This is a genomic window from Sphingomonas lenta, from assembly GCF_002288825.1.
Taxonomy (GTDB): Bacteria; Pseudomonadota; Alphaproteobacteria; order Sphingomonadales; family Sphingomonadaceae; genus Sphingomonas; species Sphingomonas lenta.
The window spans coordinates 629,119-654,515 of sequence record NZ_NSLI01000002.1; the positions used below are offsets into that span (position 1 = coordinate 629,119).

26 protein-coding genes and 1 pseudogene are annotated in these 25,397 nt (G+C 66.9%); 12 read left to right on the plus strand and 15 right to left on the minus strand.

The genetic code is table 11. The features are described from left to right. Nucleotides 1-31 precede the first annotated feature (31 nt). The 7 genes from CKY28_RS06305 to CKY28_RS06335 are packed head-to-tail and all read right to left on the minus strand — an operon-like array spanning nt 32 to nt 5,694. The gene (locus CKY28_RS06305; RefSeq protein ID WP_095997451.1) at nt 32-667 is read right to left on the minus strand and encodes a DsbA family protein; all 636 of its coding nucleotides are present in this window, start codon (nt 665-667) and stop codon (nt 32-34) included. Beyond that, nucleotides 664-1,443, minus strand: a complete 780-nt coding sequence (locus CKY28_RS06310; protein ID WP_229664512.1) for a TlpA disulfide reductase family protein — start codon at nt 1,441-1,443, stop codon at nt 664-666. The genes CKY28_RS06305 and CKY28_RS06310 overlap by 4 nt, the downstream gene beginning before the upstream one ends. A 29-nt stretch (nt 1,444-1,472) precedes the next feature. Continuing rightward, nucleotides 1,473-2,258: a sulfite exporter TauE/SafE family protein gene (locus CKY28_RS06315; RefSeq protein WP_095997453.1), complete on the minus strand. Its 786-nt coding sequence runs from the start codon at nt 2,256-2,258 to the stop codon at nt 1,473-1,475. Beyond that, nucleotides 2,255-3,916, minus strand: a complete 1,662-nt coding sequence (locus CKY28_RS06320) for a bifunctional protein tyrosine phosphatase family protein/NAD(P)/FAD-dependent oxidoreductase (protein WP_095997454.1) — start codon at nt 3,914-3,916, stop codon at nt 2,255-2,257. Before CKY28_RS06320 ends, CKY28_RS06315 begins: the two co-directional genes overlap by 4 nt. Then, nucleotides 3,894-4,355: a DUF6691 family protein gene (locus CKY28_RS06325; RefSeq protein WP_095997667.1), complete on the minus strand. Its 462-nt coding sequence runs from the start codon at nt 4,353-4,355 to the stop codon at nt 3,894-3,896. Before CKY28_RS06325 ends, CKY28_RS06320 begins: the two co-directional genes overlap by 23 nt. After that, entirely contained in the window at nt 4,352-4,789 is a 438-nt protein-coding gene (locus CKY28_RS06330; protein WP_095997455.1) for a YeeE/YedE family protein, read from the minus strand. Before CKY28_RS06330 ends, CKY28_RS06325 begins: the two co-directional genes overlap by 4 nt. Next, complete coding sequence (locus tag CKY28_RS06335; protein WP_373284572.1) at nt 4,789-5,694, minus strand: MBL fold metallo-hydrolase; 906 nt, start codon at nt 5,692-5,694, stop codon at nt 4,789-4,791. The genes CKY28_RS06330 and CKY28_RS06335 overlap by 1 nt, the downstream gene beginning before the upstream one ends. Nucleotides 5,695-5,793: 99 nt before the next feature. Here CKY28_RS06335 and CKY28_RS06340 point away from each other — a divergent pair, with 99 nt between their 5' ends. The 4 genes from CKY28_RS06340 (at nt 5,794) to CKY28_RS18180 (ending at nt 7,934) form a co-directional block, all read left to right on the plus strand. After that, nucleotides 5,794-6,414 (plus strand): peroxiredoxin, encoded by a 621-nt coding sequence (locus CKY28_RS06340; protein ID WP_229664514.1) that lies wholly within the window; start codon nt 5,794-5,796, stop codon nt 6,412-6,414. Beyond that, the gene (locus tag CKY28_RS06345) at nt 6,411-6,788 is read left to right on the plus strand and encodes an ArsR/SmtB family transcription factor (RefSeq protein ID WP_095997457.1); all 378 of its coding nucleotides are present in this window, start codon (nt 6,411-6,413) and stop codon (nt 6,786-6,788) included. Before CKY28_RS06340 ends, CKY28_RS06345 begins: the two co-directional genes overlap by 4 nt. A gap of 14 nt (nt 6,789-6,802) precedes the next feature. After that, on the plus strand, nt 6,803-7,348 hold the full coding sequence (locus CKY28_RS06350; protein WP_095997458.1) for a DsrE family protein: 546 nt from the start codon (nt 6,803-6,805) through the stop codon (nt 7,346-7,348). Nucleotides 7,349-7,409: 61 nt separating this feature from the next. After that, nucleotides 7,410-7,934 carry a hypothetical protein gene (locus tag CKY28_RS18180; RefSeq protein WP_085811202.1) on the plus strand — a complete coding sequence of 175 codons (525 nt, stop codon included), beginning with the start codon at nt 7,410-7,412 and terminating at the stop codon, nt 7,932-7,934. A 752-nt stretch (nt 7,935-8,686) separates the two neighbouring features. Here CKY28_RS18180 and CKY28_RS06355 read toward each other — a convergent pair. Continuing rightward, complete coding sequence (locus CKY28_RS06355; RefSeq protein ID WP_425442488.1) at nt 8,687-9,892, minus strand: tyrosine-type recombinase/integrase; 1,206 nt, start codon at nt 9,890-9,892, stop codon at nt 8,687-8,689. A gap of 351 nt (nt 9,893-10,243) precedes the next feature. On the opposite strand from CKY28_RS06355, the gene CKY28_RS06360 reads away from it, so the two are divergent. The 5 genes from CKY28_RS06360 to CKY28_RS06380 all read left to right on the plus strand — a co-directional run bounded on the left by CKY28_RS06360 (nt 10,244) and on the right by CKY28_RS06380 (nt 13,945). Beyond that, nucleotides 10,244-10,486, plus strand: coding sequence for an AbrB/MazE/SpoVT family DNA-binding domain-containing protein (locus CKY28_RS06360; protein WP_095997460.1), 243 nt, complete (start codon nt 10,244-10,246; stop codon nt 10,484-10,486). Beyond that, complete coding sequence (locus tag CKY28_RS06365; RefSeq protein ID WP_095997461.1) at nt 10,483-10,869, plus strand: type II toxin-antitoxin system VapC family toxin; 387 nt, start codon at nt 10,483-10,485, stop codon at nt 10,867-10,869. Before CKY28_RS06360 ends, CKY28_RS06365 begins: the two co-directional genes overlap by 4 nt. Before the next feature lie 39 nt (nt 10,870-10,908). Continuing rightward, nucleotides 10,909-12,201 (plus strand): abortive infection family protein, encoded by a 1,293-nt coding sequence (locus CKY28_RS06370; protein WP_245841644.1) that lies wholly within the window; start codon nt 10,909-10,911, stop codon nt 12,199-12,201. Nucleotides 12,202-12,241: 40 nt separating this feature from the next. After that, nucleotides 12,242-12,979 (plus strand): hypothetical protein, encoded by a 738-nt coding sequence (locus CKY28_RS06375; protein WP_095997462.1) that lies wholly within the window; start codon nt 12,242-12,244, stop codon nt 12,977-12,979. 135 nt (nt 12,980-13,114) lie between these two features. After that, nucleotides 13,115-13,945, plus strand: coding sequence for an HNH endonuclease (locus CKY28_RS06380; RefSeq protein ID WP_095997463.1), 831 nt, complete (start codon nt 13,115-13,117; stop codon nt 13,943-13,945). Nucleotides 13,946-14,002: 57 nt separating this feature from the next. On the opposite strand, the gene CKY28_RS18925 is transcribed toward CKY28_RS06380, so the two are convergent. The 4 genes from CKY28_RS18925 to CKY28_RS06395 all read right to left on the minus strand — a co-directional run bounded on the left by CKY28_RS18925 (nt 14,003) and on the right by CKY28_RS06395 (nt 16,630). Then, nucleotides 14,003-14,251 carry a hypothetical protein gene (locus tag CKY28_RS18925; RefSeq protein ID WP_217989549.1) on the minus strand — a complete coding sequence of 83 codons (249 nt, stop codon included), beginning with the start codon at nt 14,249-14,251 and terminating at the stop codon, nt 14,003-14,005. Further along, nucleotides 14,239-14,841: a hypothetical protein gene (locus CKY28_RS06385; protein ID WP_217989550.1), complete on the minus strand. Its 603-nt coding sequence runs from the start codon at nt 14,839-14,841 to the stop codon at nt 14,239-14,241. Before CKY28_RS06385 ends, CKY28_RS18925 begins: the two co-directional genes overlap by 13 nt. 56 nt (nt 14,842-14,897) lie before the next feature. Continuing rightward, nucleotides 14,898-15,914 (minus strand): SMEK domain-containing protein, encoded by a 1,017-nt coding sequence (locus tag CKY28_RS06390; protein WP_095997464.1) that lies wholly within the window; start codon nt 15,912-15,914, stop codon nt 14,898-14,900. Nucleotides 15,915-16,165: 251 nt separating this feature from the next. Further along, nucleotides 16,166-16,630 carry a hypothetical protein gene (locus CKY28_RS06395; RefSeq protein WP_176472976.1) on the minus strand — a complete coding sequence of 155 codons (465 nt, stop codon included), beginning with the start codon at nt 16,628-16,630 and terminating at the stop codon, nt 16,166-16,168. A 107-nt stretch (nt 16,631-16,737) separates the two neighbouring features. On the opposite strand from CKY28_RS06395, the gene CKY28_RS18575 reads away from it, so the two are divergent. Next, nucleotides 16,738-16,899: a hypothetical protein gene (locus CKY28_RS18575; protein WP_176472977.1), complete on the plus strand. Its 162-nt coding sequence runs from the start codon at nt 16,738-16,740 to the stop codon at nt 16,897-16,899. A gap of 48 nt (nt 16,900-16,947) precedes the next feature. After that, entirely contained in the window at nt 16,948-17,787 is an 840-nt protein-coding gene (locus CKY28_RS06400; protein WP_095997466.1) for a GIY-YIG nuclease family protein, read from the plus strand. A 10-nt stretch (nt 17,788-17,797) separates the two neighbouring features. Here CKY28_RS06400 and CKY28_RS06405 read toward each other — a convergent pair. Together CKY28_RS06405 and CKY28_RS06410 are read right to left on the minus strand one after the other, a co-directional pair. Next, nucleotides 17,798-18,223, minus strand: a pseudogene (locus CKY28_RS06405) (hypothetical protein); the annotation flags it as partial. Between the two features lie 33 nt (nt 18,224-18,256). Next, the gene (locus CKY28_RS06410; protein ID WP_095997670.1) at nt 18,257-21,226 is read right to left on the minus strand and encodes a Tn3 family transposase; all 2,970 of its coding nucleotides are present in this window, start codon (nt 21,224-21,226) and stop codon (nt 18,257-18,259) included. 158 nt (nt 21,227-21,384) lie between these two features. Between CKY28_RS06410 and CKY28_RS06415 the strand changes: the two genes are divergently transcribed. Then, nucleotides 21,385-22,011 carry a recombinase family protein gene (locus tag CKY28_RS06415; protein WP_095997467.1) on the plus strand — a complete coding sequence of 209 codons (627 nt, stop codon included), beginning with the start codon at nt 21,385-21,387 and terminating at the stop codon, nt 22,009-22,011. Between the two features lie 56 nt (nt 22,012-22,067). Here CKY28_RS06415 and CKY28_RS06420 read toward each other — a convergent pair whose 3' ends face one another. After that, a complete protein-coding gene (locus CKY28_RS06420) occupies nt 22,068-25,364 on the minus strand; it encodes a PAS domain-containing protein (RefSeq protein WP_176472978.1) in 3,297 nt (1,098 codons plus the stop codon). Nucleotides 25,365-25,397 lie beyond the last annotated feature (33 nt).

The following is a 25,397-nucleotide window of genomic DNA, read 5'->3' on the forward strand; positions in this document are numbered from 1 at the left end:
GCCTGTCTCCGGTTGAGCGGTCCCGGCACGGTCAGCGCGCCTCGGGCTTGGCGCGCGCAGAGGCAACGAGTTTACGCAATGATGGCAGATCGACCGCGCCCGCGACGACCTGCGACCCGACGATCAGCGCCGGCGTGCCGTTGAAGCCGATCGCCTCCGCGATGGTGTTGGTACGGGCCAGAAGCGCGTCGATCTCCGCGCCATGCGCCTTGAGGTCACGTTCAAGTCGCGGCCAGTCGACCTTCGCCCGGGCCGCAGCCGCTTTGACGCCGGCGCTGTCGAGCCGTGCCGGGGAGGTCAGCAGCGCCTCATGGAACGCGGCGTGGCGGTTCTGCCACTGGCTGGCGATCGCAGCCCGTGCGGCCTCCCGCGACGGAGGACCGAAGATCGGCCAGTCGCGATAGACGATCCGCACCTTGGGATCGGAGGCGAGCAGGGTGTTCAGCACCGGCTCCATCCGCCGGCAATAGGGGCAGTTATAGTCGAAGAACTCGACGATGGTGACGTCGTAGCCGGGACGGGCGCGCTTGGGTGCGATGGGATCGTCCGTCACCGCCTTGCGCGACATATCGGGCCGCTGCTGCGCGGTTGCGGGCGCCATCGGCAACGTGAGCGTGAGCGTGAGGGCGGCGGAAACGCCGCGAGCGAGCAGGTTTCTACGGTTCATCGGTGTTTCCTTGCGAGATCGATGCCGTCCGCCAGCGCGGCGCGCGACAGCTCGCCGAGCTGGAGCTGGACGATCGTGCCGTCCGCCGCGACGAAGGCGGTGGCGGGGTAGCCGGCGACCTGGAGGGTGCCGTTGAGCGAGCGGGACGGATCGAGCGCGATATGCTTGGCTCCGACCCCCTCACGGGTCAGGAAGCCGGCGACGATAGCCGGCGCCTCACCCTGATCGGCGAGCAGGATCGGCACCTCGCCGCTGCGCGACGCCGCGGCGTCTAGCATCGGCAGCTCGCGCCGGCATGGGCCGCACCATGTCGCCCAGAGATTGACGACGAAGGGACGCCCGCGAAAAAGATCGAGCGGCAGCGGTGCCCCCGCCGGTGTGGTCAGCATCGCATGATAGGGGAACGGGCCGTAGGTGACGGGCGGGATCAGGGCCTGGAGGACGAACCATAGTCCGCTTGCCGCCGCCAACGCGCCCCATCCGGCCAGCAATGCACGAGTACGGCCGAGCCGGATCGCCAGTGTCATCGCGGCGCCGGCGATGCCGGCAACGGCCGAGAAGCCGCCCTGCCAGACGGCCAGTGCCGACAGCGGCGCATCGGCGGAGCTTCCCCAATGCGCGGCGACATAGCCGATCCGCGCTGCCACCGGCCCGACGACGATCGCGCTCGTCGCTACCGATGCGACGCGGGGAAAACGGAAGCGCCCGGCGAGTGCGGTCAGGCCCAGGAATACGGCGATGCACAACACCGCCAAGCCGCGATCGACCGCGAACATGAGCGGCCCGATAACCACCGCGCTTCCCATCAGAGGAACGCGCCCGAACTCTTCCAGAGCATGTAGGCGGCGACGACGAAGATCAGCACGGCGAACACCGTGGTCAACGCACCCCGGCTCTCCGACAGCCGGCGCGCGGCGGCAAGCCCGACCAGACCGCCGACGATACCGCCGGCGATGAACACCCCGGCGAGCGGCCAGTCGACCAAGCCCGAGAAGGCGTAGTTGAGCGCGGTGGTTAGGCCGAAGGCGGCCACCGCGACCAGCGACGTGCCGACCGCGTTCAGCATCGGCATCCGCGTCGAGCCGATCAGCCCGGGCACGATCAGGAATCCACCGCCGATGCCGAAGAACCCCGAAAACAGCCCGGTGACGAGGCCGAACCCCATTACCTTCGGCGCGTTCTCGCGACTGCATTGTGCGCCGGGAATGCCCTCGGCCTTCCGCCCGCGCAGCATGACGATGCCGACCAGCACCATCACCAGCGCGAACAGGAACAGGAGACGGGTGCCGTCGAATGCCTTGCCCGCCGTCGAGCCGGCGAGCGCGCCGACGATCCCGGCCGCGGCGTACATGCCGCCGCAGCGCCATTTGACCGTGCCGGCGCGCGCGTGCCCGATCAGCCCGGTTGCGGCGTTGGCAGCGACCGCGAACGCGCTGGTGCCGATCGCCATATGGGCGCTCGGCACGCCGACCAGATAGACCATCAGCGGCACGGCGAGGATCGAGCCACCCCCGCCGACAAGCCCCAGCGTGAACCCGACCAGCGCGCCCGATATGCTGCCGAGCAGGTACTGGATCGGCTCCAGTGTCATGCCGCCTTGCCAATCATATGGGGTGCGGCCATCGGCTCGCGGCCCTTGAGCATACCATGCCAGTAGATCGCGGGCAGCAGCCGTTCCTTGAGATACCAGGCGGCGCGTGTCGGCTTCGACCCGTCGATGAACCAGCGCGGGAAGCTCGGCAGCAGTTTCCCGCCATAGCCGAACTCGGCCAGCACGATCTTGCCGCGCTCGACCGTAAGCGGGCACGAGCCGTAGCCGTCATAGTCGGCGACCGGCGGCTTGCCGTCGAGCGCCGCCAGCACGTTGACCGCGACCACCGGGGCCTGCTTGCGCGCCGCGGCAGCGGTCTTGGCGTTGCTGGTCGCGGCGCCGTCGCCGAGCGCGAAGACGTTCTCGTACTTCTTGTGGCGCAGTGTCGGCTCGTCGACCTCGATGAAGCCGGTCGCTGCCGCGAGCGGGCTGCTCGCGACCCAATCGTGCGATACCTGCGGGGGCACGACGTGGAGCATGTCGAACCCGCGCTCGATCCGGACCGTCTCGCCCTCCTTCTTCTGCGCGAAGGTGGCCACCTTCCGGTCACCGTCGACCGCGACGAGGTTGGATTCGAGGCACAGGTCGATTCCGTACTTCTCGATATATTCCATCAGCGCCGGGACGTAATGCGCGACGCCGAACAGCACCGCGCCGGCGTTGTGGAACTCGACGTCGATCCCCGGCAGCACGCCGGCCTCGCGCCAGATATCGCACGACAGGTACATTGCCTTCTGCGGCGCGCCCGCGCACTTGATCGGCATGGGAGGCTGGCTGAACAGCGCTCGCCCCTTCTTCAGCTCCTGGACGAGGCGATAGGTGTAGGGCGCCAAGTCGTAGCGGTAGTTGGAGGTGACGCCGTTGCGGCCGAGGGTCTGTTCCAGGCCCTCGATCTTCTCCCACGCGAGCCGCAGGCCCGGCGCGGCGACGAGGACGCGGTAGGTCAGCGTGCGGCCGTCTTCCAACTCGACTGTGTTGCGGTCCGGGTCAAAGCCGCTCGCTGCCACCCGCAGCCACTCGACGCCCTTCGGCATTACGTCGGCTTCGGCCTTGCGGGTCTGCTCGGCTGTGAAGACACCGGCCCCGACCATCGTCCAGCCAGGCTGGTAGTAATGATCCGTCGCCGGGTCCACGATCGCGATCGTCACCTTGGGCTGGCGCTTGAGAATGCTGGCTGCGGTGGCGATGCCGGCGGCTCCGCCCCCGACGATAACGACGTCGTAGGTCATGCTATGGGCCTTTCTGCGGCGCTGGAGCGCGGGTTCGAGAGCGGCGAGATTGTAATCCGCGTCAGCCGCCAACCGGATGAGATCGCCGGGCTCGGCATTGTCGGCGTTCGCCAGCGCCCACAGCGTCGTCGAACGCGCGCCGCTGCGGCAGTAGGCAAGGATGGGCTTCGGCATGGTAGCAAGCGCCTGTGCCATCGCGTCACCATCGGGGTCGCCGGCTTTGCCGGAGACGATGGGGATGTGCGCGAACGCCAGCCCGTTGCGCTCTGCTTCGGCCTGGATCGCCGCGGCCTTGGGTTGGCCGGCCTCCTCCCCGTCAGGGCGATTGGAGATGATCGAGCGATAGCCTTCGCGCGCGGCCCGGCCGATATCGGCGAGGCTTAGCTGCGGCGAAACCGCGATGCCGTCATCGAGCTGCTTGAAGGCCATCGCGTGTTCCTTTGCGGGTGGAGGAGGGCGCCGGCACGAGGCGGAACAGGGCAAAGCCCAGCACCATGCCGGCACAGAAGATCAGGGCCGGGATCGGCGCCACGCCGAGGCTGGCGATGGCGGGGCCAGGGCATAGGCCCGCCAGACCCCAACCGATGCCGAACAGGGCTGCGCCTGCGATCAGGCGACCGTCGATCGGCCGTGTCGCGGGAAGGTGGAACTCTGTTGCCACGATCGGACGGGCGCGACGGCGCACGATTGCCCAAGCGACGATCATGGGAAGTATTGCGCCGCCCATGACGAAGGCAAGCGTAGGGTCCCAGGCTCCACCCACGTCGAGAAAGGCGCGCACGCGGGCCGGGTCGATCATACCGGAGATCGCGAGGCCGGCCCCGAAGAGCGTGCCGCTTGCGAGCGAGACGAGCGTCTGCCGGTTCATGGCACCACGCCCCACAGGCGCAGCGCCGTGGCGGTGACGATACCCAGCGCCATGAACGTCGCGGTTGCGGCGATCGAACGCGGCGACAGTCGCGACAGGCCGACGACGCCGTGTCCGCTGGTGCAGCCCGACCCGAGCCGGGTGCCGAAGCCGACGATCACGCCCGCGACAGCAAGCAATACGAACGATGCCGGAAAGCGAGCTTCCACGCCCATCGTCACACCGACGACCGCGGCGCCGATCGGCAGCCCGATGGCGAAAGCAAGCGCGAGGCTGCGCGGCATGTCGCCGTTGCCGATGCCGGTCGCGCGCGCGAAGAGGCCGCTGCATCCTGCTACTCGACCGTTGGCGAGCAACATGAGGGCGGCGGCCAGCCCGATCATCAGCCCGCCGATCAGGCCGTGGAGTGGCATCGCCTGCGGAAAGCCGGGCATCAGAACGAGTCCAGCGGGATGCGCAGGTAGCGGGTGCCGTTCGCCTCGGGCTCGGGCAGTTTGCCAGCGCGCATGTTGACCTGGATCGAGGGCAGCATCAGTCGCGGCGCGGAGAGCGTCGCGTCGCGTGCCAATCGCATCGTGACGAACGCCTCCTCGTCGATACCGTCACGGACGTGGACGTTGCCGGTGCGCTGCGCGCCGACCGTCGTCTCCCACACGAACTCCTCGCGCCCCGGAGCCTTGTAGTCGTGGCACAGGAAGAGGCGGGTCTCGTTGGGCAGCGTAAGCAATCGGCGAATCGAGCGGAACAGCTCGCCCGCATCGCCGCCCGGAAAATCAGCACGTGCGGTGCCGTAGTCGGGCATGAACAGCGTGTCGCCGACGAACGCGGCGTCGCCGATCACGAAGGCAACGTCCGCCGGTGTGTGGCCGGGAACGTGAAGCACGGTGCAGGCAAGATCGCCGATCGCGAAACGGTCGCCATCGTCGAATAGCCGGTCGAAGTCCGATCCGTCGCGCGCGAACTCGCTGCCGGCGTTGAACATCTTGCCGAACGCGTCCTGCACGCGCGTGATCGCGCGTCCGATCGCGAGCTGCCCGCCGACAATGCCTTGGAGGTACGGCGCGGCCGACAGGTGATCGGCATGGACATGGGTTTCAAGCAGCCACTCGACCGTCAGCTCATGCTCGCGGACATAGGCAACGATCGCGTCCGCCGGTGCCTTGTCCGTCCGCCCCGATGCTGGGTCGAAATGCAGTACGCTGTCGATGATCGCGGCTCGGCGCGTGGCGGGATCGGAGACGACATAGCTGACGCTGTTCGTCGGCTCGTCGAAGAAGGCACGGATATCGGCCGTCTCGCTGGACCGGGCAGCCGCGATGATGCCTGCGGCCTGTTCAATATGAGAATCAAGCGACACTTACGACTCCTGCAAATTCACTGTTAAAGTATGTCTGTAAGTGTCTTGCGTCAAGCAGCGCCGAGTGCCATGTTTGAAGCAATGAACGACATCGCCCCTCTCCCGCGACCGCTCCGTCTCGGCGATCCCGCCCCAAATTTTACGGCGCGCACCACCAGGGGCGACGTCAGCCTCGATCAGTATCGGGGCCGCTGGCTTGTGTTCTTCTCGCATCCCGCCGACTTCACGCCGGTCTGCACCAGCGAGTTCATCGCGCTCGCGCACGCCGCGCCGGCGTTCGAGGCGATCGACTGTGCGCTGCTCGGGCTGTCGGTCGACAGCCTCTACAGCCACGTCGCCTGGATGCGCGCGATCCGCGAACTGGCGGGGATCGAGGTGCCGTTTCCGGTGGTGGAAGACCCCTCGATGGCGGTCGGGCACGCCTATGGAATGCTTGACGCCGATGCCACGGACTCCGCGGCGGTGCGCGCGACCTTCTTCATCGATCCCGAAGGCGTGGTGCGGGCGATCAACTGGTATCCCATGAACGTCGGTCGATCGATCGAAGAGATGCTGCGTACCGTCCAGGCGCTCCAGCGCGCCACCAAGGGCGATGCGTTGACGCCGGCGGGCTGGCATCCCGGTGACGATGTGTTGCTTCCGCCGGCGTTGCCGGTCGATGGCGAGGCGGACTGGTTCCACCGGCTGAGGCCGGACGCATGAGCCTCGACCGTCCCCAGGCCGATGCGATGGTGGAGCGGCTGCGGATGCTCGCGCAGCCGCAGCGGCTGATGATCCTCTCCGTCCTGCTGGACGGGGAGCGCGCGGTTGGCGAGATCGAGGAGGCGACCGGCATCGGTCAGCCCGCGCTCAGCCAGCAGCTCGCCGAATTGCGGCGCGCCGATCTCGTCGCGACCCGCCGCGAAGCGCGCCAGATCTACTACCGTATCGCGAGCGAGGACGTTGACGAGAGGGTGCGAGCGCTGTTCGCCGCCTTCGGCGCGACGCGGCCGGCCGCCAGATTAAAACCTGTCGCCGCCCGTGCATCCGCCCCGGTGCGCCTGACGGGCGCGGCGGCCTTTGCCCGGATCGGATGAGCGAGGAGTGTCACATGGTCTTCAAACTGGGTCTGGTCGCGGCAGCGACGGTGCTGACGTTGAGCGGCGGCGCGATGGCCGCTGATCCTCGTCATCCGGTGATCCAAGGCTATGGCGCGATTGCACCCATGCCCAATGCCAAGGAACGGCCCGATCGCTCGCTACACTATCGCGTACTGTTCAGCGTCACCAAGGCAGCCGCGTCGCCGGATCAGGTCAACCCGAACCTGGAAAAGGTCGCGCGCTTCGTGAATCTGCTCGGAGCCGATGGGGTCCGGCCCGCTGCCGGGGACGTTGCCGTCGTGATCCACGGGCCGGCGACGGCGCTGGTGATGAACGTTGTCGCTTATGGAGAGCGGACCAAGGTCGCCAAGAACCCTAACTTGCCGCTGGTGGCGGCGTTGCAGGCCGCGGGCGTATCGGTGCGGGTGTGCAGCCAGGCGCTCGTCGGCAACAAGGTCGATCCGGCCACTGTCGACAAGGATATCGAGATCGACGTCTCGGCGCTCACGACGATGGCGACGTTGCAGCTTCGTGGTTGGGCGCTGATCCCCGACTAAGCGCGACGTCCCAAAATACCATCGTTTGCGAGACCCTTGATCGGCAGTTACGATCGCAGCGATGGTCAATGTCTGGCTGCTCTTCCCACTTAGTGCTCTCGCGATGGCCGGCTGCTCGCCCGACCCTGCTCCCCAACAAAGGGTCACGGGAAGTGACGCTGCGGTAGCTGGTTGGCCGCATCAACCGACCCATGGCCGGTTCCTTATCGAGAATTGCTGCACGCTTCGGCTCGCTGCCGATGCCCGGTTCACTCAGGGGCAGGGCATTGACTCCATCATCCACGATGTATCGGGGCCAGGTTACGTGCTGAGTATCGTCTTCGGCCCGTATGATAGCGGCAAACCCCTGCTCGGCTATCAGGTTGAGAGTAAGCGCATCATTGATGGCGTAGAACTGAGCGCCTTCCGATGGGCTGATCCAACGCGTGATCCCCCAGAGGGGAAGTTGCTTTGGCTTGCGCAGGTGGGCGGGGGAATCGTCGGCGGTGTGGAACACACGCCTTGGGGCTTAAGGATGAAGGCCGATTGCACAACTCCGACCGCTTGCGGTGACAGCGCGGCGCTGGTTGGGACGATCCGCTTCTAACCTTCCCGCTTCTTGATCCCAAACGGGACGATCGAGGCCAGCGCAGTTCGACTGGTTCGGTCATAAACGTATATCTGTGCGCGTTCTATGCGTCGTCCGCTGTTCGCGAAAACCTTCCTTTCTGACGACCTTGCCGGCGGCCCATGACCGCAACGCATTTCTGCGGCCCGCTGCTTGTCAAAACTGTTCTGAAAACCTGCTTCTCAAAAGCGGCTGCCGGCGACGGGTTTGGAGAACCCATTGGCAGGAAGCGTGAGCACGACGCCCCGTTTGCAAGCAGCGCCGGATGATGGCGAGCACATTGGCAGATAATTCGAGCAGGATGCCACCTGCCAGTGGCAGAGAGCGTGAGCAGAAAAACCGGCTGTTTGCGAGCAGACGCCGCTACGATTGCAAGCGCCTACAACTAGGTGTCAGCTGGGCGGGTGATAAAGTCGCTGTGCTGGCAGCGCAGAGTAAATGCGTTACGCAACCTCCTGGGTGAGAATATACGCCTCGATGATCCATTATTTGACGAGGCGCTCACATGCAGGGCCGAGTTCCAGCCTCCGACGCAGGCTCAAGCGTTAGCCTCCTCGATTCCAGGCATTTCCCTGCGCGCTTAACATAATCTATGTTCTCGAACTCGGCACCTGTAGGTGCAAAGTAGAAATGACACTCCTCCGGTAGATAGAAAAGGCACACAGCGCGAGCGGATCGCGACGCTAGGGCCAAATGTCGATGAGCTAAAAAGATTCTGTTCGAGTGGGCGATCAGGTCCGCACGCGGGAAAGCACCCGCGCCGCGACGCCGCTCTGGGCCTGCAGCCGACGGCCGTAGCGCAGCGCGGTGGACGGCGACGACCAGCGCAGCGTCAGGGCGATTCCCGCGCCGTCCTCGCCGGCGGCAAACAGGTCCTGAGTCAGCCCGACCCGCAGCGAGTGGGTGGAGAGCGCCGCGATGGCCGCCTCCAGGTCGCCCGCCGGCAGCTCGACCAACCCTGCATTGAAGGCCGCGAGCGCGATCCGCCGATAGATGCCGGTGACGCCTTGGCGGGAGAGCGGCGCGTCACCGACCGTGTAGGTTACCAGCAGCGCGGCTGCCTCGGTGTCCTCGTCGCCCCAGCGCGCGTCGGCCAGCTCCTTCGACCGCTGCCGGCGCCGATCGACGCCGACACGGCGGAACAGCACGCCGTCCGCAATCGCGCCCTCGGCGCGCCAAGCGGCGACGCGACGCATGGTGTCGGCGGACAGCCACGCCCAGGCACCGATCCCCTCCTGATCGGTCTTTGAACGGGGCAGGTGCAGGAGTCCGGTGCCGTCGGGCTGCGGGCCCAGGTCGGTAACCGAGACCGCGATCAGCTCGCTGACGCGAAGGCCCGCATCATAGCCGAGCGAAAGCAGTGCCGCGTCGCGCAGGCCTTGGACGTCGCCGGTGCAGGCCGACAGCAGCGCCGAAAGGGTAAAACCACCCGCCTCGCCGAGCCCGCCACCGAAGCGGAGGGGCGCCGCCTGGCGTTGGGCCGCGCCCTGGCGGCGGCGATTGCCACGCAGCGCGTTGCGGACCATCGGCGCCGACGTCGGCAAGGCGTCGTCGAGGCCGAGCAGGCGGTGGACGGTAGCGAGGCTGGCGATCCGGCGGGCGAGCGTCGCGGGCTTCTTGCCGTCGGCCTCGAGCGCGCGGAGATAGCGGACCAGATCCTCGGGATCGGCCGGACACGCGCGACGACGCTCGCCGGCGCACCAGTCGAGCCAGCAATCGAGGTCGGCCGCAATCGCGAGCTTGGAAGCATCGGCCATCGCCTCGAGCGCGGTCTCGACGCCGAGCGCGCTGACCGGCGGCAGGTCGGCGGGCGCAACGCGGCCGAGTACGGTCAGCAACCGCGCGTCGGGGGTGGCGGCATCGTCGCCGCCGGCGCGCCGCGAGCGGCGCTTTGGCAACACGGCGTCGGTCCGGACCACCAGCAGCGTGGTCGGCACGGCTTGCTCGCTGGCCTCTGACACGATGGTGTCGCTTGTGTCATCTAGCGCTGCGTGTGGCACGTCGCCGAGGCTGGGGCTCGTCGGATCGGGTTTACCCTGGTCCGGCGTGCTCGGCGCGGGTGTGTTGCTGCCTTCGTACACTGCCCTGCCCCGCCATCCTGTTCTGATCAATAACGCGCCTGTTCTTACCATAAGCCACGATTATGGAAAGTGCCTGCGTACGATGTGGCAGAGGGGAGGGGGTGTGTCACGCATCGGCGTGCATGACACGTGGCTGCGCCTGTTGAGCGTCGCTGGCGACGCGCCTATGGTGTCGCCGTAGACACATACCAACGACAGGCTGCCACCATGACCGTCCAAGTCAACATCACGCCGAATGGGCGCATGAGCCTGCCGGCCGACATCCGCAAGCGGTTGGGGCTCACCGGCGGCGGCGCGGTCTATCTTGACGAGACCGCCGATGGCGTCGTGCTGCGCACCGTGCCGCAGATCGTCGCACAGGCGCAGGCGCTCGCGCGCCACTACCGCGACGCCCCCGGCGCGAGCGTCGACGACTTCCTCGCCACCCGCGCTGCGGAGAACGGCGAATGAGCGTCGTGCTCGACGCCTCGGCGCTGCTCGCGCTGCTGCGCGGCGAGGCCGGCGCCAAGAAGGTCGAGGGCGCGCTCGCCGGCGCGCGCATGTCGGTGGTCAACATGGCCGAGGTCGCCTCGCACTACCACAAGCTCGGCATGCCCGACGACGAGGTCGACGCCATGCTGCGGCCGCTCCCCGTCGAACTGGTCCCGGCCGACGCGGCGCTCGCGCGCGAGGCGGGGCGGCTGCGTCGCCATACGATCGAGGGCGGGCTGTCGCTCGGCGACCGCTTCTGCCTCGCGCTCGCCAAGCGCGACGGGCTGCCCGCCTGGACCTCCGACCGCAAGTGGAAGGAGATCGCCGCCGCGGCCGAGGTCAAGGTGGTCGCGATCCGCTGACGCCTTCGTGCTTTCGGGTAGGATATCGAGGATTACCGCGTGCAGGACCTGATCGAACAGCCGGCGCGCTATCTCGCGACGGTCGAGGAAATGCTGATTGCCGAGCGCATGACCCAGGCGGCCGACGTCGTGCGCGCCGCCACGCCGCGGATCGAGCGTACCGGCTACGACAACTGGAACGGCGGCACCGAGCAGTGGACGGTGTTCCTCTCGATCGATCCGGCCGAGTATGCGCTGCTGGGCGGCGCCAAGGACGGCGTCGAGGAGCAGATCACCCATCGCCTCAAGGCCGTCCTCGAACCGTTCACGCAGGATTGGTACAGCGCCAAGCTGGTGCCGCGGCTCGCGGCGCCGGGCGCCCCCGCCAGACCGAATGACCGGGTCCGGCGACAGACGCGACAGAACATCATCGACGGCCTGCGGATCGACCAGGTCGCCTGGTGCGGCACGCTCGACGATGTCGACTTCCTGGCCCGGCTCTACAGCCTCGATGCGCTGCCATCCTATGACTCGCGCTACAAGGATGCGGCCGGCGACATATACCAGCACCGCGTCAACAACTTCGATTGGGGCGAGGACTGGGTCTATGACGATGCCCGGTTCGGGCTGTCGAGCGGGCCGGACGAGGTCTTCCTGCGCTTCCTCTGCGAGACCGTGCACCCCGTCGTGCGCCCCGACAAGGACGAGGCGATCAGGCTGGTGGCGCAGTATAATGACCAGCTGCGCCAGGACGGCTGGGAGCTGGTCGAGGAAGAGCGGATCGCCGGACGGCCGCGCTTCGTGGCCCGGCGCGCCGGGCTTGCCGGCGGGCGATCGGTTTCCCGCGCACGGACAGTCGCGGACGCGCTCGACGCAGGCTGGATGCAAAAGGAGATCGAGCGGCTCGAGGTCGCGGTCGAGGCCGACCCCGCGCTCGCGATCGGCACCGCCAAGGATCTGGTCGAGACCTGCTGCAAGTCAATTCTCACGCGGCAGGGGATCGCGTTCTCCAAGACGGTGACGCTGCCCGAGCTGACCAAGCTGCTCACCAAGGAACTCAAGCTCGTTCCCGAGGGCATTCCCGACGAGGCCAAGGGCGCGGAAGCGATCCGGCTGCTGCTTCGAAACCTGACCACGATCACCCAGTACCTCTCCGAGATCCGCAGCCTGTACGGCTCAGGCCACGGCCGCGACGGCCGCCACCGCGGGCTCGAGCCGCGCCACGCCCGCCTCGCCGTCGGCGCAGCTGTCGCATTCATCGACTTCGTCTCTGACACCTATCACCAGCGCATCCTTCCTGGTGCGGCCCCCTCACCATCGCTAACCGACGCGCGCAGCGCGCGGCAGGGCTGACGATCATCCCTCGAAAGGCTTTTGCGTGTTCGATCATCCAATGAGCGACCAGGACCGACAATATCTGATCCGGCTCGCCCGGATCGCGGTCGCCAACTTCAACGCCGGCGACTGGAAGGAGCTCGGCGTTCATCTCGGCGCGCTTGACGTCATCACCGGCCACGATCGCCTACTGCGCAGCCTCAGCTTCGCGGATCCCGACTATTCGGGACACGCACATGGCGTGCTATTCTCGCTGGCGGAGCGCAACCCGCGCAACCTCGGCACGATCGCGTCCTTTGTCCGCGACAAATACGGTGACGACGGCGAGCTGGTGTCGACCAGCGGCGGGCGGTCTCGCACCGTGGTGTTCACTCCCAGCGTGTTCGATCTGCCCGACGGCGGCGTCGAAGCCGACCTGATCGCGGTGATGACGCCGTTCGCGCCTGAGTTCGAGCCAGTGTTTCAGGCGATCGGCCAGGCGGCCGCCCAGGCCGGCTGTCGGACGCTGCGCGCAAAGGACATCTGGCAGCACTCGGCGGTGATCCAGGACGTGTTCGCCCTAATTTTCCGGGCCCATATCGTCGTGTGCGACTTCACGGGGCGCAATCCGAACGTCTTCTACGAGGCCGGCATTGCGCACACCCTGGGCAAGCACGTTGTGCCGATCACGCAGTCAGCGGGCGACATCCCGTTCGATTTGCAGCACCATCGCTACCTCGCCTACCTCAACAACAACGAGGGGCGGCAGTCTCTCGCCGCTGGCCTGCAGACCCGTTTCGCCGCACTGCGAGGCTGACGACAACCATCAGACGCGACAACCCTGCCAGATCAGCGCGGTGAGGATGCTCGAACATGCTCACTATGTGCGGCGCTGCGGACAGAGATGGCGCCGCGGAGGTGCCGATGATTGATGAGAGGACGAGGCCGAACCATGGCGAAGACGCCGCAGAAGGTGGATCGGGCCGCCTTCATCGCAAGTAACCCGCGGTGTTGCTACTGCGCCGGAAGGCGGCCGACGACGGAGATCGATCACGCCCCTGCTCGCATCGTTTTCATCAAGAAACATGGGCCCGAAGGCTTCCTGTTTCCGTCCTGCTCGGAGTGCAACCGGATCGCGGGGGTAAGCGAGCAGGTGATGGCGTTCTACATCCGCAGCTTCGACCGGTCCGCTTGCGGCCTCGACGAAGCCGAGTTCGAAAAATTGGTTTCAGGCCTGGTCAACAACGCGCCTGAAGCGGTGCCTCGAATGCCGCCCCGGCCATCTTCGGGCCTGGCCCTACTTACCCATGGCATCTACGAAGCCGATCGCACGACGACGGTGCCCCCCGCCGCGAAGGCTCATATCGAACTGTTCGGCCTCAAGGTGCTCTACGCCTTATACTACCGGGTGACGGGCCGCTTTGCAGGCTCAAGCACTCGCTACCTCCTCAACTGGGCGCAGGCCGGCACGGATGCAGCCCGCTTAATGCACGCCGCCGCCGACAAGTGGTTCAACGAGCATGAGGTCGGGAAGCGCCGCAACGTCGATCTGGGAGATCAGTTTAGCTTCCATTATGGCTACCACGAGGCCCATGGTTTCTTCGGCGTGCGGATGAGCTTCGCAGGGGCGTTCGTGATGTTCGGCGTCATCGGTCCGGCTCGACCGATGGCGAAGCTCAAGAACCGCGATCCACTTTGCCCGTCGATTTACGAAACGGGAAAAAGGATCAAGAAACAATGGGGCAAGCGCCGCCGCGGCTCCGCGCCGGCGCTCTCCGGCTAGAAGCGGGTGCAGGGCTGCACGTCGACTGACCCATCCACCCCGCTGATCTTTCATTCTTCAATGCCCGACGATGGTCTGTACCCGCGCCTGGATCGCGGCAGCGAGGCTCCCTCGCCCCTCGCCATTATTTAGGTACGGAATATAGCGCAGGTGGCGGAGATCGAACGGAATGTCCTGGCCGTTCTGCGTGATCAGGATCACCTCGCGACCAAGCGTATGCGCAATCCCCGCCTCGTAGAAGACGTTCGGGTTGCGGCCGGTGCAGTCGCAGATCACCACCCGTGATCGGTCGATCAGCGATACCACGTCCTGGATGATGGCCGGTTTTCCCAGATGTCGTCGGCACGTCGGCACCGCAGTCCCGCTGCCTCGGTCGCCTGACGAATGCTCTCGTACACAGGCGTGAAAGCCGCGTCGAACGGCATCATCGCGGAGGCGAGTTGCGGCTCGATGTTCTCGTGGTCGGGAAGCTGGAAGACGCTTGGCCGCTGCCGCCCCGGGCGCACATTGCGCATCAGGAAGCGGTAAAGGTCTACATCCTTGACCGCCCAGTGATTGCGCGAGAACTCAAAATCGTGCGGCATGTCGAGCTGGCGACGGCCGGCGAAAATCGTCGCGTTGGTAAGCGGCGGCACCTCGCGGTCGAGTACGAAATCAAAATGGACTTCGCCATTGGCAACCCGCGCGCGGGTGATCGTGCCGATATGACAGACCTCGTCGCCCGTGCCCTCGCCCATAAACAGGCAAGGCAGCCGGGATAGCCGATCCACAAGCGGCAGCCGCTCCTGCCGGAACTGCTCGGCCACATGGTCCTCGGTGTACTCGAACATGCGGCCGACCGGCATGCTGCCGACTCCATCAGCCCAGTCGAACCAACGCATGATCAGGTTGAACATTCTGGTCGCTTTCGGGGCTACGCATCGTGGCGCTGGCGGGATGACACCATCACCGGTTAGAAGTCGGAAAAGTCCAAAGCGACAAGCGGCTTGTTCAGATTGATCCCCTTCGCCTCCGCATATTCGACGAAAATCATATGAAAATTCGTGCCCCAGCCTGGAATCATCAACCGCCAGAACGGCGCCCTGCCGTCCCCCCAATCGGTATAGTCGACCAGACCGGCGTCATCGAGCAGTTGCAGGTCTTCGGGTAGGTCCTCCCGGGGGTAGATGCGACGCAGGGTGGCATCGTGGATGAAGAAGCGGTCCGTGGAGGCGTTCTCCGACCGCCTCCGCTGGACCATCAGCCGGAAAACCTCGCGTGTCTGCCGCGGCAAAGGCGTCAGCATCTCCGACAATGCCTTGATGCTGTCAGCTGCATCCTGCCGGTCGAAGTCCACGCCCACCTGAGCATAGTAAGCGTCCATCTTGGCCGCGTCGGACAGCGTCGGCTTAGGCAGTGCCTCGACATAGGCGTCAATCGAACTTTGCGTGAGGCCGTTCTCGTCGGGAATCTCGAGTTCGACGATAACACGGCGCATCTCATCCCGGACGTACCTGGCGAGGCTCATTAGCGCGGGAAGGCCGAGAGGCATCAGCGCGGCGCAGAGATCATCGAAATCGACAATATTGGCTTTGGTGAATCCGAAGCCGGTGAACGGCTCGTCGTCGAGCGTGTAAGAGCTCTGCTTCTCCCCGATGACAAACACGCGAATGGTGTCGTACGCCGCTTTGTCAGCAACGGAGACCTTCTTCAGCGTCTCCCGCATCTTGTTGGAGGACTTGTCCGCGGTGATCTGGTACGCGATCCGCTTGGCCTTGTCGCCCAGATCGAGGCCGGGATGGTTCAAACTGTCCTTGTTGAGGTTGACCAGCGCGAGCCCGTAGATGCTGTTGAGGACCTCACAGATGAAATCCTCTACATAGGTATGGATGTCGAACAGGTGGAGCTTGCCGCGCTGCCGAGCCTGCGCGGCAACGCTTGCAAAATCATCGACGAGCTGGCCGATCAGGTGGCCTCGTGTCAGCATCATTCATCCTTCGGTTTGATCAGGCCGGCACTCGACCGGCTGTAAGTGCAGCAGATCCTCACAATCGCCCAGGCTGCGACAGCTCGACCTGACCCTTTTCGTCTAATCGGCGGAGACTCGTGACGTAGCTTATGGTACCACATGGTAGCCTACCACTTGGTACCATCGTTTTCCGGTGAGAGACAAGGAAGGTTGGAGGGAGTGCCAGTGCACTCACCGCTAGTCACCTGACTCGGAAGTGTATTGACCAATGGTCAGGCAGTGCCGGAACGGCTGAGCGACCGCGGAGTGAGCATCCGTATAGATAGTCCCCTCTTCGTGCCGAGTTGTTCGAGTAGCGCGATGCTATGTTCCTCCAGGTCTTCGGGATGCTCGAACACCTCCATCGTGTAGCAACCCCGCGCCATGTCGCAGCCGGGTGTGTCCCTCGCGACGCGCGAATATGGCTCCGGCCAGCGGCAGACCAGCACCCAAGGCCACCCCTCCTCCGGCGGCTCGTAGCGGGAGATCAGGACGTTGTCGGCGACCATTGCCGACGGGCGTCGATCGAGGAGGTCAGGCGCGACAGCGGCTGAGCGTGGCTCGTCGAGAAAGCGGTCCAGTTCGGCGCGTTCCTCGTCGGTTTCCAGGATGATTGCATAGTAGCGGCCGAGTGCCAGCCCGCCCCCGCGGTGTCGGACGGGCATGTCGATCAACATTACGCTCGGCGCGGCGATCATCGGCGGGGCATAGAGCATGCGCTCGCGCGCAAGGGTCTGCGAGAGGGGGTACATAGTGCTGATCGGCCGTTTCCAGTTTACCTGTGCGGTCGGGGAGATATGCTCGCATGATGACCGAAGCCGAGCAACTCTCCGCGGAGCAATGGCGCGAACGGATTCAATCGCTTGGCGACCGTGAGGTGATCGCGCTGTACGAGCGGGAGGAAGGTCGCGGGCCGATCGCCGACGTCGCCGCCGATGAGATGGAGCGCCGCAATCTCGATTACTAACCCTCGGTCGACCGGCGCTGCCACAACCCTGTCCGTGAACGTCAACGCATGGCGCTGACGTTCAATGCCCTGCTCGACGACGCCGGGGTTGCGCCGGCCGAGGTGAGGCTCCTCCGGCATCAGACCCAGGCGGGCGCGGGCCGCACTCCCTACTCGCTGTGGCGCGATGATCGAGCGGGCTTCCTGACCTACCAGAGCCTGCAGACGGCTCAGAACCGGCCGCGCCTCGCCGGCAGCTACTGGGCGAGCTTCGTTGTGACGCCCGCGGTCGCGACGCTCTTCGTCGGTCTGTATGAGGTGTCGCTGATCGGGGACGCTCCAGATGATCTGGTCGACCCTCTACGTCACAAGCTCGCGACGGAGGGCGGCGCGCGGCCGCTTGATCTCTACGCGCAGCGCTCGATCGCCGCGCTAGAAGACCTGGTCGGTCGCGTGACGATCGATTGGGGTGCCGGGACCCGCAGCTGGATCCAGCGCGCCGGCAGTCAATCGAAGCCGATCGTCGAACTGAGCCGGTCCTTTCAGGAGGAAGCATTCCCCGGCTACGTGCGGTTCCTCGGCAATCTGTCGACGCTCGAGGCGCTGCCGAAAGGGTGGATCGCGGCGCTGTCGGCCGCGCGCGGGGTGTACCTGCTGACCTGCCCCCGCACTCGCGAGCAGTATGTGGGGTCGGCGACCGGCGAGAGCGGGTTCTTCGGCCGCTGGCTGACTTACGCCGGCGACGGTCACGGCGGGAACGTTGGATTGAAGAGCCGTGACCCGAGCGACTATCAGGTGAGCATCCTCGAGGTGAGCGGATCGAGCGCCACAGTCGAGGAAATCATCGGCGCCGAACAGCTCTGGAAGGCCAAGCTGCAAAGCCGCGAGATGGGCCTCAACCGGAACTGATTGCCGGGTCTCAGCGGCCGGGGTGAAGCGCGCGGCGCGCCTCGTCCGTAATGGTGTAGACTGCCTGGCGCTGGGCACCGCGGTTGTGGTGGTCGACCCGGTAGCCCTGATAATGGCGCCTGACCAAACCGGCCCTGACGAGCTCGGAGACGGCACGGCTGACGTTGGTCCGGCCGGACTGGCGGACCCGCTTGCGAACCTGCGCGTCGACGATCCGCTCGGCCGCGTCGGGGTCCAGCGGAAGCGCGCGCTTCGCTTCGAGTTCCTGGCGCACCTTGTCCGCGATCGCGCGTCGGCGGGGATCGCGCTGCGCGACCGGCACGAGCGCGTCGCATAGCCAATCGCGCACCGGGATGCGCCGGCTTCCCTCGCGGATGTACGGACCGGCCGAGCCGGTTTGTGCGCTTGCCTGGGCGATCAGGTTCAGCACCATGAAGGGGGCCGGTGAGAGAAGGCCCGCAAACGTACGCTAAGCCCGGCGGTCGCCCGTCGTAACGCGGAGCGGCCTGTATCGCCCACGCGGACGGTCGATCTCACTCCAGAGATAGTCACCGGTAAGCCCGACATGCTCCCAGCCGAGCGGGGCGACATGGGCGAGCAGTTCGTCGGGAACCTCAACACCGGTCGAGCGCAGGTGTTGGACGGCGCGTTCGAGGTACACGGTATTCCAGAGCGCGACCGCGGCCGTGACCAGCGTCAGCCCGGAGGCGCGGTGCCGCTGGTTCTCGAATGTGCGGTCGCGGAGTTCGCCTAGGCGGTTGAAGAAGATGGCGCGGGCAAGCGCGTTCCTGGCCTCTCCCTTGTTGAGAATGGAGCTGGTGCGTCGCCGCTGTTCGGGATCGTCGAGCCAGTCGAGCATGAACAGGGTGCGCTCGATGCGTCCGATCTCGCGCAAGCTCCGGGCGACCGGGTTCTGGCGCGGGTAGCCCGCCAGCTTTTTCAACATGGCGGACGCGCTCACCGTGCCCGCCTTGATCGAGGCGGCGAGCCTGAGCGTCTCGTCCCAGTTCTCCTCGATCGCGCGGACATTGACCGGACCCGCGGCAAGGGGCCGGAGCGTCGGCCAGGGGTCGAGCGGGGCCAATCCGTACAGCCGCCGCTCGTTCAGGTCGCGGATGCGCGGCGCGAACCGGAACCCGAGCAGGTGGCAAAGCCCGAACACATGGTCGACGGCTCCGGCCGTGTCGGTCGCGTGCTCGCGGATGACGAGTTCGCTCTCGTGGTCGAGCAGGCCGTCGATGACGTGGGCGGCCTCGCCGGCGTTCGCGGCTATGACCTTGGTGTGGAACGGCGTGAACCGGTCGGTGACATGGGTGTAGAAGAGCACGCCCGGCTCCGAGCCGTAGCGGGCGTTCACGTCGGCACGCGCCTCGCCGCGACCGCCCGCCCGAAAGAACTGGCCGTCCGACGACGACAGCTCGCCCGAGCCCCACACCTTGCCCAGCGGGTGCGCGTTATGCGCATCGACGATGCTGGCCAGCGCCGACAGGTACGTCTCGTCGCGCACGTGCCATTCGGCCGTCCAGCGCAGGCGGGCGAGCGTCAGTCCACGCGAGCTCTCCGCCATGCGGCCGAGTCCGAGGTTGGTCGCGTCCGCCAGGATCGTGCCCATAAGCGCGGCCTGGTCGGACGCGGGCTCGCCGCTGCGCGCGTGAACAAACCTGTCCGCGAACCCCGACCAGGCGGCGACCTCGACCAACAGGTCGGTCACGCGCACGCGGGGAAGCAGAGCGTACAGCCTACTCTTCAGTTCCTCGGCGTCGTCGGGCACGGCGCGCCTGAGCGGTGACACGGTTAGCTCACCGCCCGTGATGGCGACGTCGACCAGTTCGCCGGCCGCGGCGGCGCGCTCCACCTCGTCCATGCGCTGGATCAGGGTGGCGCGGCGCTCGTCGTGCCACTCGGCGAACCCGGACGGAACGGCCAGCCCCAGCCCACCTTCTTCGCGCATCGCCGCGTACGCCGGCTGGGGCAGGATGTAGTCGTCGAGCGTACGGTAAGCGCGGCTGCCGTCGACCCAGACGCTTCCCGACGCGAGCCGCTCGCGCAGGTGGACAATAACGGCGACCTCATAGGCCCGGCGGTCGATCGCACTCCCACCCGGGAACACCACCTTGCGCCAGCGCGGGCGAAGGAACGCGGTCGGCACGCGCTTGGGCAGTGCTGCGCGGCCGTCGCGGTACATGCGCCGGAGCACGTCGATGGCGCCGAGCAGCGGATCGCCCGGACGCGCGGCGCGGAACGTAAACGCACGATAGAGCACGGGCGCAAAGCGCCGGACCTCCGGATAGCGCTGCACTACCTCGTCCAGCCCGTCCTCGTTTCCACGGGTAAGCTCTTCCGCGAACCGGACGCTGCGCTCCAGCTGTTCCCAGCCGATCCGGTCGTCGATGGCCCGTAGCGGGTCGCGGCCGCTCGCGCGCGCGTCGATCAGCAGGCGGCCGAGCCGGGCGTGGACACGCGCCGTGTCCTTGAGCAGCCGCGCCTCGCCCAAGAGCCGCTCCGACCGGGTCCGGTCGGCGCGCCTGAACAGCGAGCCGACCATCTTCTCGACCATGAGCAACGCCGCGTCGGTGAGCGCGGCTTCCAGTTCAATCGCGAACGCGACCAGCGTTGCCAGCCGGCGACGTCGCTCCATGCGGCGCAGCGCCTGCGCGGTCACGATGCCGGCGACGCGGGCGATGACGGCGTAGCGCGCCGCGTGGATGCGTCGCGCCCGGTCGGGCTCGACCTCAAGCGAGCGCATCTGGTCGAGCCGTTCCACGACCGTCTTGAAGTTGGCTGCCGTGGGCGCTTCCGACCAGTCGCGAACCCAACCCAGACCCGTGCGGCCCTGCTCGCCGGGATCGACCAGGCCCATGAGCGCCGCTTCCTGCTCGGGCGTGAGATCCCGGATCAGCCCGGAATGGGCGACCCGGCGCGCCTGGGCGCGGGCGATCAGCGCCACGCGCTCCAGCGTCGAGGCCGCGGGCACGACCACGCGGGCGTGGCGGAGCCGCTCGACCATGGCGGCGACGATCGGCTCGCCGCGGTCGGTCGAGGTCGCGACCTCTATCCCGAGCGCCAGCATGGCGCGCAGGTCGGGTCGCTCGAACGGGCGCAGGCCAAGGTACGTCTCGATCTCGGCCCGATGCTCGCGCAAAGTGGGCGCTCGCTCGGCATAGCGGTCGAACTCGTCGGCTGACCCGCCCATTTGCTCGCCGAGCAGCTCCAGCATGGCCGCCGGAGGCGCCTCGTCCGGGCTCAGCGCCCGACCGGGATGACGCAGGTAGCAGAGCTGGACGGCGTAGCCGATGCGGTTGGGCCCACGGCGTCGCCGGCAGACCTGGACCAGGTCGTCGGGGCCGAGCGTGTACAGCCGTTCGGTAGCAGCGCGGTCGCCGGGTGGATCGAAGATCGCGGCCCGCTGCCCGGCAGAGAGGATCGTCTTAGCGGGCATGGTCGACCCCTCCTGCTGCAAGCGTCACGAATCCAGGCACCCTGGTCCTTCACGGAGCATAGACAGGAACACGGGTTAAGTGACAAAGAAGAAGCGCGTGACGGACCGGATCGGGATTGTCACGCGAACGAGCGTATAAGTGACAGAGGAGAAGGCGGGTGCTGGTCGGCTACATGCGGGTGAGCAAGGCCGATGGGAGCCAAGCCACCGACCTGCAGCGCGACGCGCTGGTCGAAGCCGGCGTCGATCCCGAGCAGCTTTATGAGGATCAGGCCTCCGGCAAGCGCGACGACCGGCCCGGGCTCGACGCATGTCTCCGGGCGCTCAGGGCCGGCGACACGCTGATCGTCTGGAAGCTGGACCGGCTCGGGCGCAACCTCACCCACCTAGTCGAAACCGTGAACAAGCTGAACGCGCGCGGGGTGGGGTTCAAGGTGCTCACCGGTCAGGGCGCGTCGATCGACACAGCGACGGCCAACGGCCGGCTCATGTTCGCCTTCTTCGCCGCGCTCGCCGAGTTCGAGCGCGAGCTGATCGTGGAGCGCACCCAAGCCGGTCTCGCGTCTGCCCGGGCTCGCGGGCGGCATGGCGGCCGCCCGTTCAAGATGACCGCCGCCAAGCTCCGGCTCGCTCAGGCCGCGATGGGCAAGCCGGAGACCAAGGTCGCCGAACTCTGCGCCGAGCTTGGCATCACACGGCAGACGCTCTATCGCCACGTCACCCCTGACGGGCAGATCAGGCCGGATGGCGAGAGGTTACTCAGTCGGCGGAACAAGACGGCGTAAGGGGCGCGAATGCCAGACGAAGACTAAGCCCGTCAGAGTTTACAACCGGGTGGTGCTCAAGAATCGGTCGCCGATCTCGTGGTGCCGCCGCGTCGCCCAAGCGTGATCGCCTCGCTCTCGCCGGTCAGTACATCAATCCGGCTAGCGAGCTCGGCGGCGCGGAACGGCTTGGCGAGCCGCGGCAGCCCGCCATCGGCACCTTCGGGCAGGTTCGCGTAACCCGTCATGAGTAGGATTGGCAGGTCCGGCCGCACCCGCTTGGCGTCGCGCGCCAGCTCGATCCCGGTCTGTCCCGGCATGAGGTAATCCGTCAGCATCAGCTCGATGTCGGGCCGAGCCCGCAGGTGGTCCAGCGCGCGCGGCGCGCCCGCCGCCTCGATCACATCGTGACCCATGTCTTCCAGCATCGAAACGGTGAGCGCGCGGACAAGCTCCTCGTCATCGACAACGAGAACGGTCAACCGGCGCATCGCCGGAGCTGCGTCGGCCTTGGCGTCCGCGAGCGCGCGTGCGGTGGCGACCGTGACGGGAAGCCACAACTCGATCGCGGTGCCTCGGCCGGGCTCGCTCTCGATTCGCAGGATGCCGCCGGACTGCGCAGCGAGCCCGTGCGCCATGGACAGTCCCAGACCCGTACCCTTGCCCACACCCTTGGTCGTGTAGAAAGGCTCCACCGCCTTTCGCGCCGTTTCCGCGTCCATGCCGTGACCGGTGTCGATCACCCGGAGCCGCACGTACTCGCCCCCAGCAAGGCCAAGCCCGTCATCCGCCTCGACCTGCTTCGTCCGCGCGGCGATGGTCAGGCGGCCGCCTTGGGGCATGGCGTCGCGCGCATTGACCGCCAGATTCAGGATCGCAAGTTCGAGTTGGCCGGGGTCGACGAGCACAAGGTCGAGGCTCGCCGGTGCGTCGATCACCGTTTCGATCCGACTGCCAAGCGATCGGCGCACGAGGTCGTCCATGCCCCGCAGGAGTGCCGCCACGTCCACGGCTTGCGGCTCCAGGTGCTGCTTACGGGCGAAGGCGAGCAATCGCTGGACAAGCGTCTTGGCGCGCTCGGCGCTCTCCATCGCGCCGGTCACGATCCTGTGCAGCCGTTCGTCGGATCCGCCGACCTTGCGCTCGATCAGATCGAGTGCGCCCATAACGGGAGTTAACAGATTGTTGAAGTCGTGTGCGACGCCGCCCGTGAGCTGGCCCAGGCTCTCCAACTTCTGCAACTGCGCGACCTGTTCATGCGCGGCCTGCGCCTCGGCGGTGCGCTCGGCCACGCGCGTTTCGAGTGTGGCGTTCAACCTTCGGAGTTCGCGTTCGCTGTCCTTCTTCTCAGTGAGGTCGCGCGTGACGGTGGCGAAATGCGTAATCCTGCCGTTCGCCTCGCGGACGGGAAAAAGGTTGTAGAGCACGGGGAAGGTCCGGCCGTCGTCGAACCGGCGGAACATCGCCTCGCCTTCCCAATAGCCCTTGTCGCGCGCCGTTGGCAGCGCTTCGGCGCGGATGCGCTCTTGGTCGGCCGGCGCGAAATAGTCGAGCATCGTGACGCTCAGCGCTACCTCCAAATCAGGCAATCCGGCCATGATCCGGCCCGCCTCGTTGACGTAGACCGGGCGGCCGCTTGGGTCGGCGACGCCAACGAAATCGCGCGACTGGTCGACCACGGCCGCGAGCTGCGCGAGCCGCGTCTCTGTCGCCTTGCCGTCATGCACGTCGGTGCAGGTGCCGTACCAGCGTTCGATCCGACCCGCCTCGTCGCGCACACACTGCGCGCGGCCGATAACCCAGTGATATTCGCCCGAGCGGTGCCGCAATCGGTACTCGATATGATAGGGCTCGCCGGTCTCGAGACTGCGCCGCCATATCGTCCAGGCGCGCGCCTGGTCGTCCGGGTGGAACATGCCGTTCCACGCCTCCCCATCGGTCGAGCCGGGAGGAACGCCTGTGAACTCGTACCAACGGTCGTTGTAATAGTCATGGAAGCCGTCAGGCCTCGTCGACCAGATCATCTGGTCGACGGAGTTGGCGATGGCCTGGAACTTGGCCTCGCTCTCCCTGACTGCCGTCTCAGCGCGGCGCTGCGCCGTCACGTCCCGGAATGCGCCCACAAGACGCCTGCCGCTGCCGCTGTCCTCGACCTGGCCCGTCGCAGCGATGACCCGCTCGGCCCCGTCCACGCCGGTAAGCCGGAACTCGTTGGAGTAGCGCCCGCCATTCCGGCCAGCGAACGCCGCCTCGACGCGTGCGCGATTAGCACCGCGGTCGGCGGCGTCGATCATGCCGAGCCATTCGCCGTATCCGATCTCCGTTGCCCGAAAACCGTTCAGGTCGCGGCACGCCTCGGTAGCGACCATCCTGTCGGCGTGAGGTTCCAGCCACCAGAGTCCGAGCCCCGCCGCCTCGACGGCGAGCGACAGGTCGCGCTCGCTATCGCGCAAGCGCGCTTCGGCGCGCTTGGTGTCGGTGACATCCACGGACACGCCGACGAAGCGCCGTGGCCCGCCGTCGTCCTCCATCAAGCGCGAGCGCGACAGGACCCAGCGTTCCTCGCCCGTATCGGCGCGCCGAATGCGGTACTCGCGGCTGACGCTGATGGCGCCGTCCTCCGGGCGAAAGGCATGGGAGCGATCGTCGGGATGGATTAGCTCGGTCCAAGCGGCGACGCTCGGGTCGCCGCGCAGCGGGTCGAGCCCGTAAAGGCCGAACAGGCCAGGCGACCAGACGAGCCGGTCTTCGTCGGGTCGGTACTCCCAGGTGCCCAGGCCCGCCATGTCGAGCGCAAGCGCCGCCCGCTCGGCGTCGTCCCGCCGATCACGGCGCTCTCGGCTGCGCTCGATCGCGAAGCACACGGCGCGGGAGACGAGCGCGATGGCTTCAACGTCGGCGAGCACGGGCTCGCGGGGCTCGCCATAGTAGCAGGCGAAGGTGGCGACCACGCGACCGTCCGCGGCGCGGACCGGCTCGGACCAGCAGGCGCGGATCCCGTGCGCGGTCGCCAGCTCGCGGAAGTCGGTCCAGAGCGGGTCGGTGGCGATGTCCGCCACGTGGACCGCCGTCCCCCTGTGTGCGGCCGTGCCGCACGAGCCCACGCCCTCGCCGACCGCGATGCCGTCTATGGCCTCATTATAGGCCTGGGGGAGGCTCGGCGCCGCGCCATGCCGAAGATGACGACCGGCTTCGTCGAGGAGCAGCACCGAGCAGCGCAGGCCATCCGACGAGGACCGTTCGACCGCGTGCAGAAGGCCATCCAACACATCGGGAAGCGGTGCGTCGCGATCGATCAGCTTGATCGCTTCGCACTCGGCGGCGACCAAGGCCAGGATGCGGCTGGCCTCGGCGGCCGGTTCGGGTGATGTCATCAGCGTCTCCGACGCCGGCCCCCTCCGCCCGAC

Bases quoted from the DNA above. Each gene is read 5' to 3' on its own strand.
- CKY28_RS06305 (WP_095997451.1), bottom strand. From the start codon at position 667: ATGAACCGTAGAAACCTGCTCGCTCGCGGCGTTTCCGCCGCCCTCACG.
- CKY28_RS06310 (WP_229664512.1), bottom strand. From the start codon at position 1,443: ATGTTCGCGGTCGATCGCGGCTTGGCGGTGTTGTGCATCGCCGTATTC.
- CKY28_RS06315 (WP_095997453.1), bottom strand. From the start codon at position 2,258: ATGACACTGGAGCCGATCCAGTACCTGCTCGGCAGCATATCGGGCGCG.
- CKY28_RS06320 (WP_095997454.1), bottom strand. From the start codon at position 3,916: ATGGCCTTCAAGCAGCTCGATGACGGCATCGCGGTTTCGCCGCAGCTA.
- CKY28_RS06325 (WP_095997667.1), bottom strand. From the start codon at position 4,355: ATGAACCGGCAGACGCTCGTCTCGCTCGCAAGCGGCACGCTCTTCGGG.
- CKY28_RS06330 (WP_095997455.1), bottom strand. From the start codon at position 4,789: ATGCCCGGCTTTCCGCAGGCGATGCCACTCCACGGCCTGATCGGCGGG.
- CKY28_RS06340 (WP_229664514.1), top strand. From the start codon at position 5,794: ATGAACGACATCGCCCCTCTCCCGCGACCGCTCCGTCTCGGCGATCCC.
- CKY28_RS06345 (WP_095997457.1), top strand. From the start codon at position 6,411: ATGAGCCTCGACCGTCCCCAGGCCGATGCGATGGTGGAGCGGCTGCGG.
- CKY28_RS06350 (WP_095997458.1), top strand. From the start codon at position 6,803: ATGGTCTTCAAACTGGGTCTGGTCGCGGCAGCGACGGTGCTGACGTTG.
- CKY28_RS18180 (WP_085811202.1), top strand. From the start codon at position 7,410: ATGGTCAATGTCTGGCTGCTCTTCCCACTTAGTGCTCTCGCGATGGCC.
- CKY28_RS06360 (WP_095997460.1), top strand. From the start codon at position 10,244: ATGACCGTCCAAGTCAACATCACGCCGAATGGGCGCATGAGCCTGCCG.
- CKY28_RS06365 (WP_095997461.1), top strand. From the start codon at position 10,483: ATGAGCGTCGTGCTCGACGCCTCGGCGCTGCTCGCGCTGCTGCGCGGC.
- CKY28_RS06375 (WP_095997462.1), top strand. From the start codon at position 12,242: ATGAGCGACCAGGACCGACAATATCTGATCCGGCTCGCCCGGATCGCG.
- CKY28_RS06380 (WP_095997463.1), top strand. From the start codon at position 13,115: ATGGCGAAGACGCCGCAGAAGGTGGATCGGGCCGCCTTCATCGCAAGT.
- CKY28_RS06385 (WP_217989550.1), bottom strand. From the start codon at position 14,841: ATGTTCAACCTGATCATGCGTTGGTTCGACTGGGCTGATGGAGTCGGC.
- CKY28_RS06390 (WP_095997464.1), bottom strand. From the start codon at position 15,914: ATGATGCTGACACGAGGCCACCTGATCGGCCAGCTCGTCGATGATTTT.
- CKY28_RS06395 (WP_176472976.1), bottom strand. From the start codon at position 16,630: ATGATCGCCGCGCCGAGCGTAATGTTGATCGACATGCCCGTCCGACAC.
- CKY28_RS18575 (WP_176472977.1), top strand. From the start codon at position 16,738: ATGATGACCGAAGCCGAGCAACTCTCCGCGGAGCAATGGCGCGAACGG.
- CKY28_RS06400 (WP_095997466.1), top strand. From the start codon at position 16,948: ATGGCGCTGACGTTCAATGCCCTGCTCGACGACGCCGGGGTTGCGCCG.
- CKY28_RS06410 (WP_095997670.1), bottom strand. From the start codon at position 21,226: ATGCCCGCTAAGACGATCCTCTCTGCCGGGCAGCGGGCCGCGATCTTC.
- CKY28_RS06420 (WP_176472978.1), bottom strand. From the start codon at position 25,364: ATGACATCACCCGAACCGGCCGCCGAGGCCAGCCGCATCCTGGCCTTG.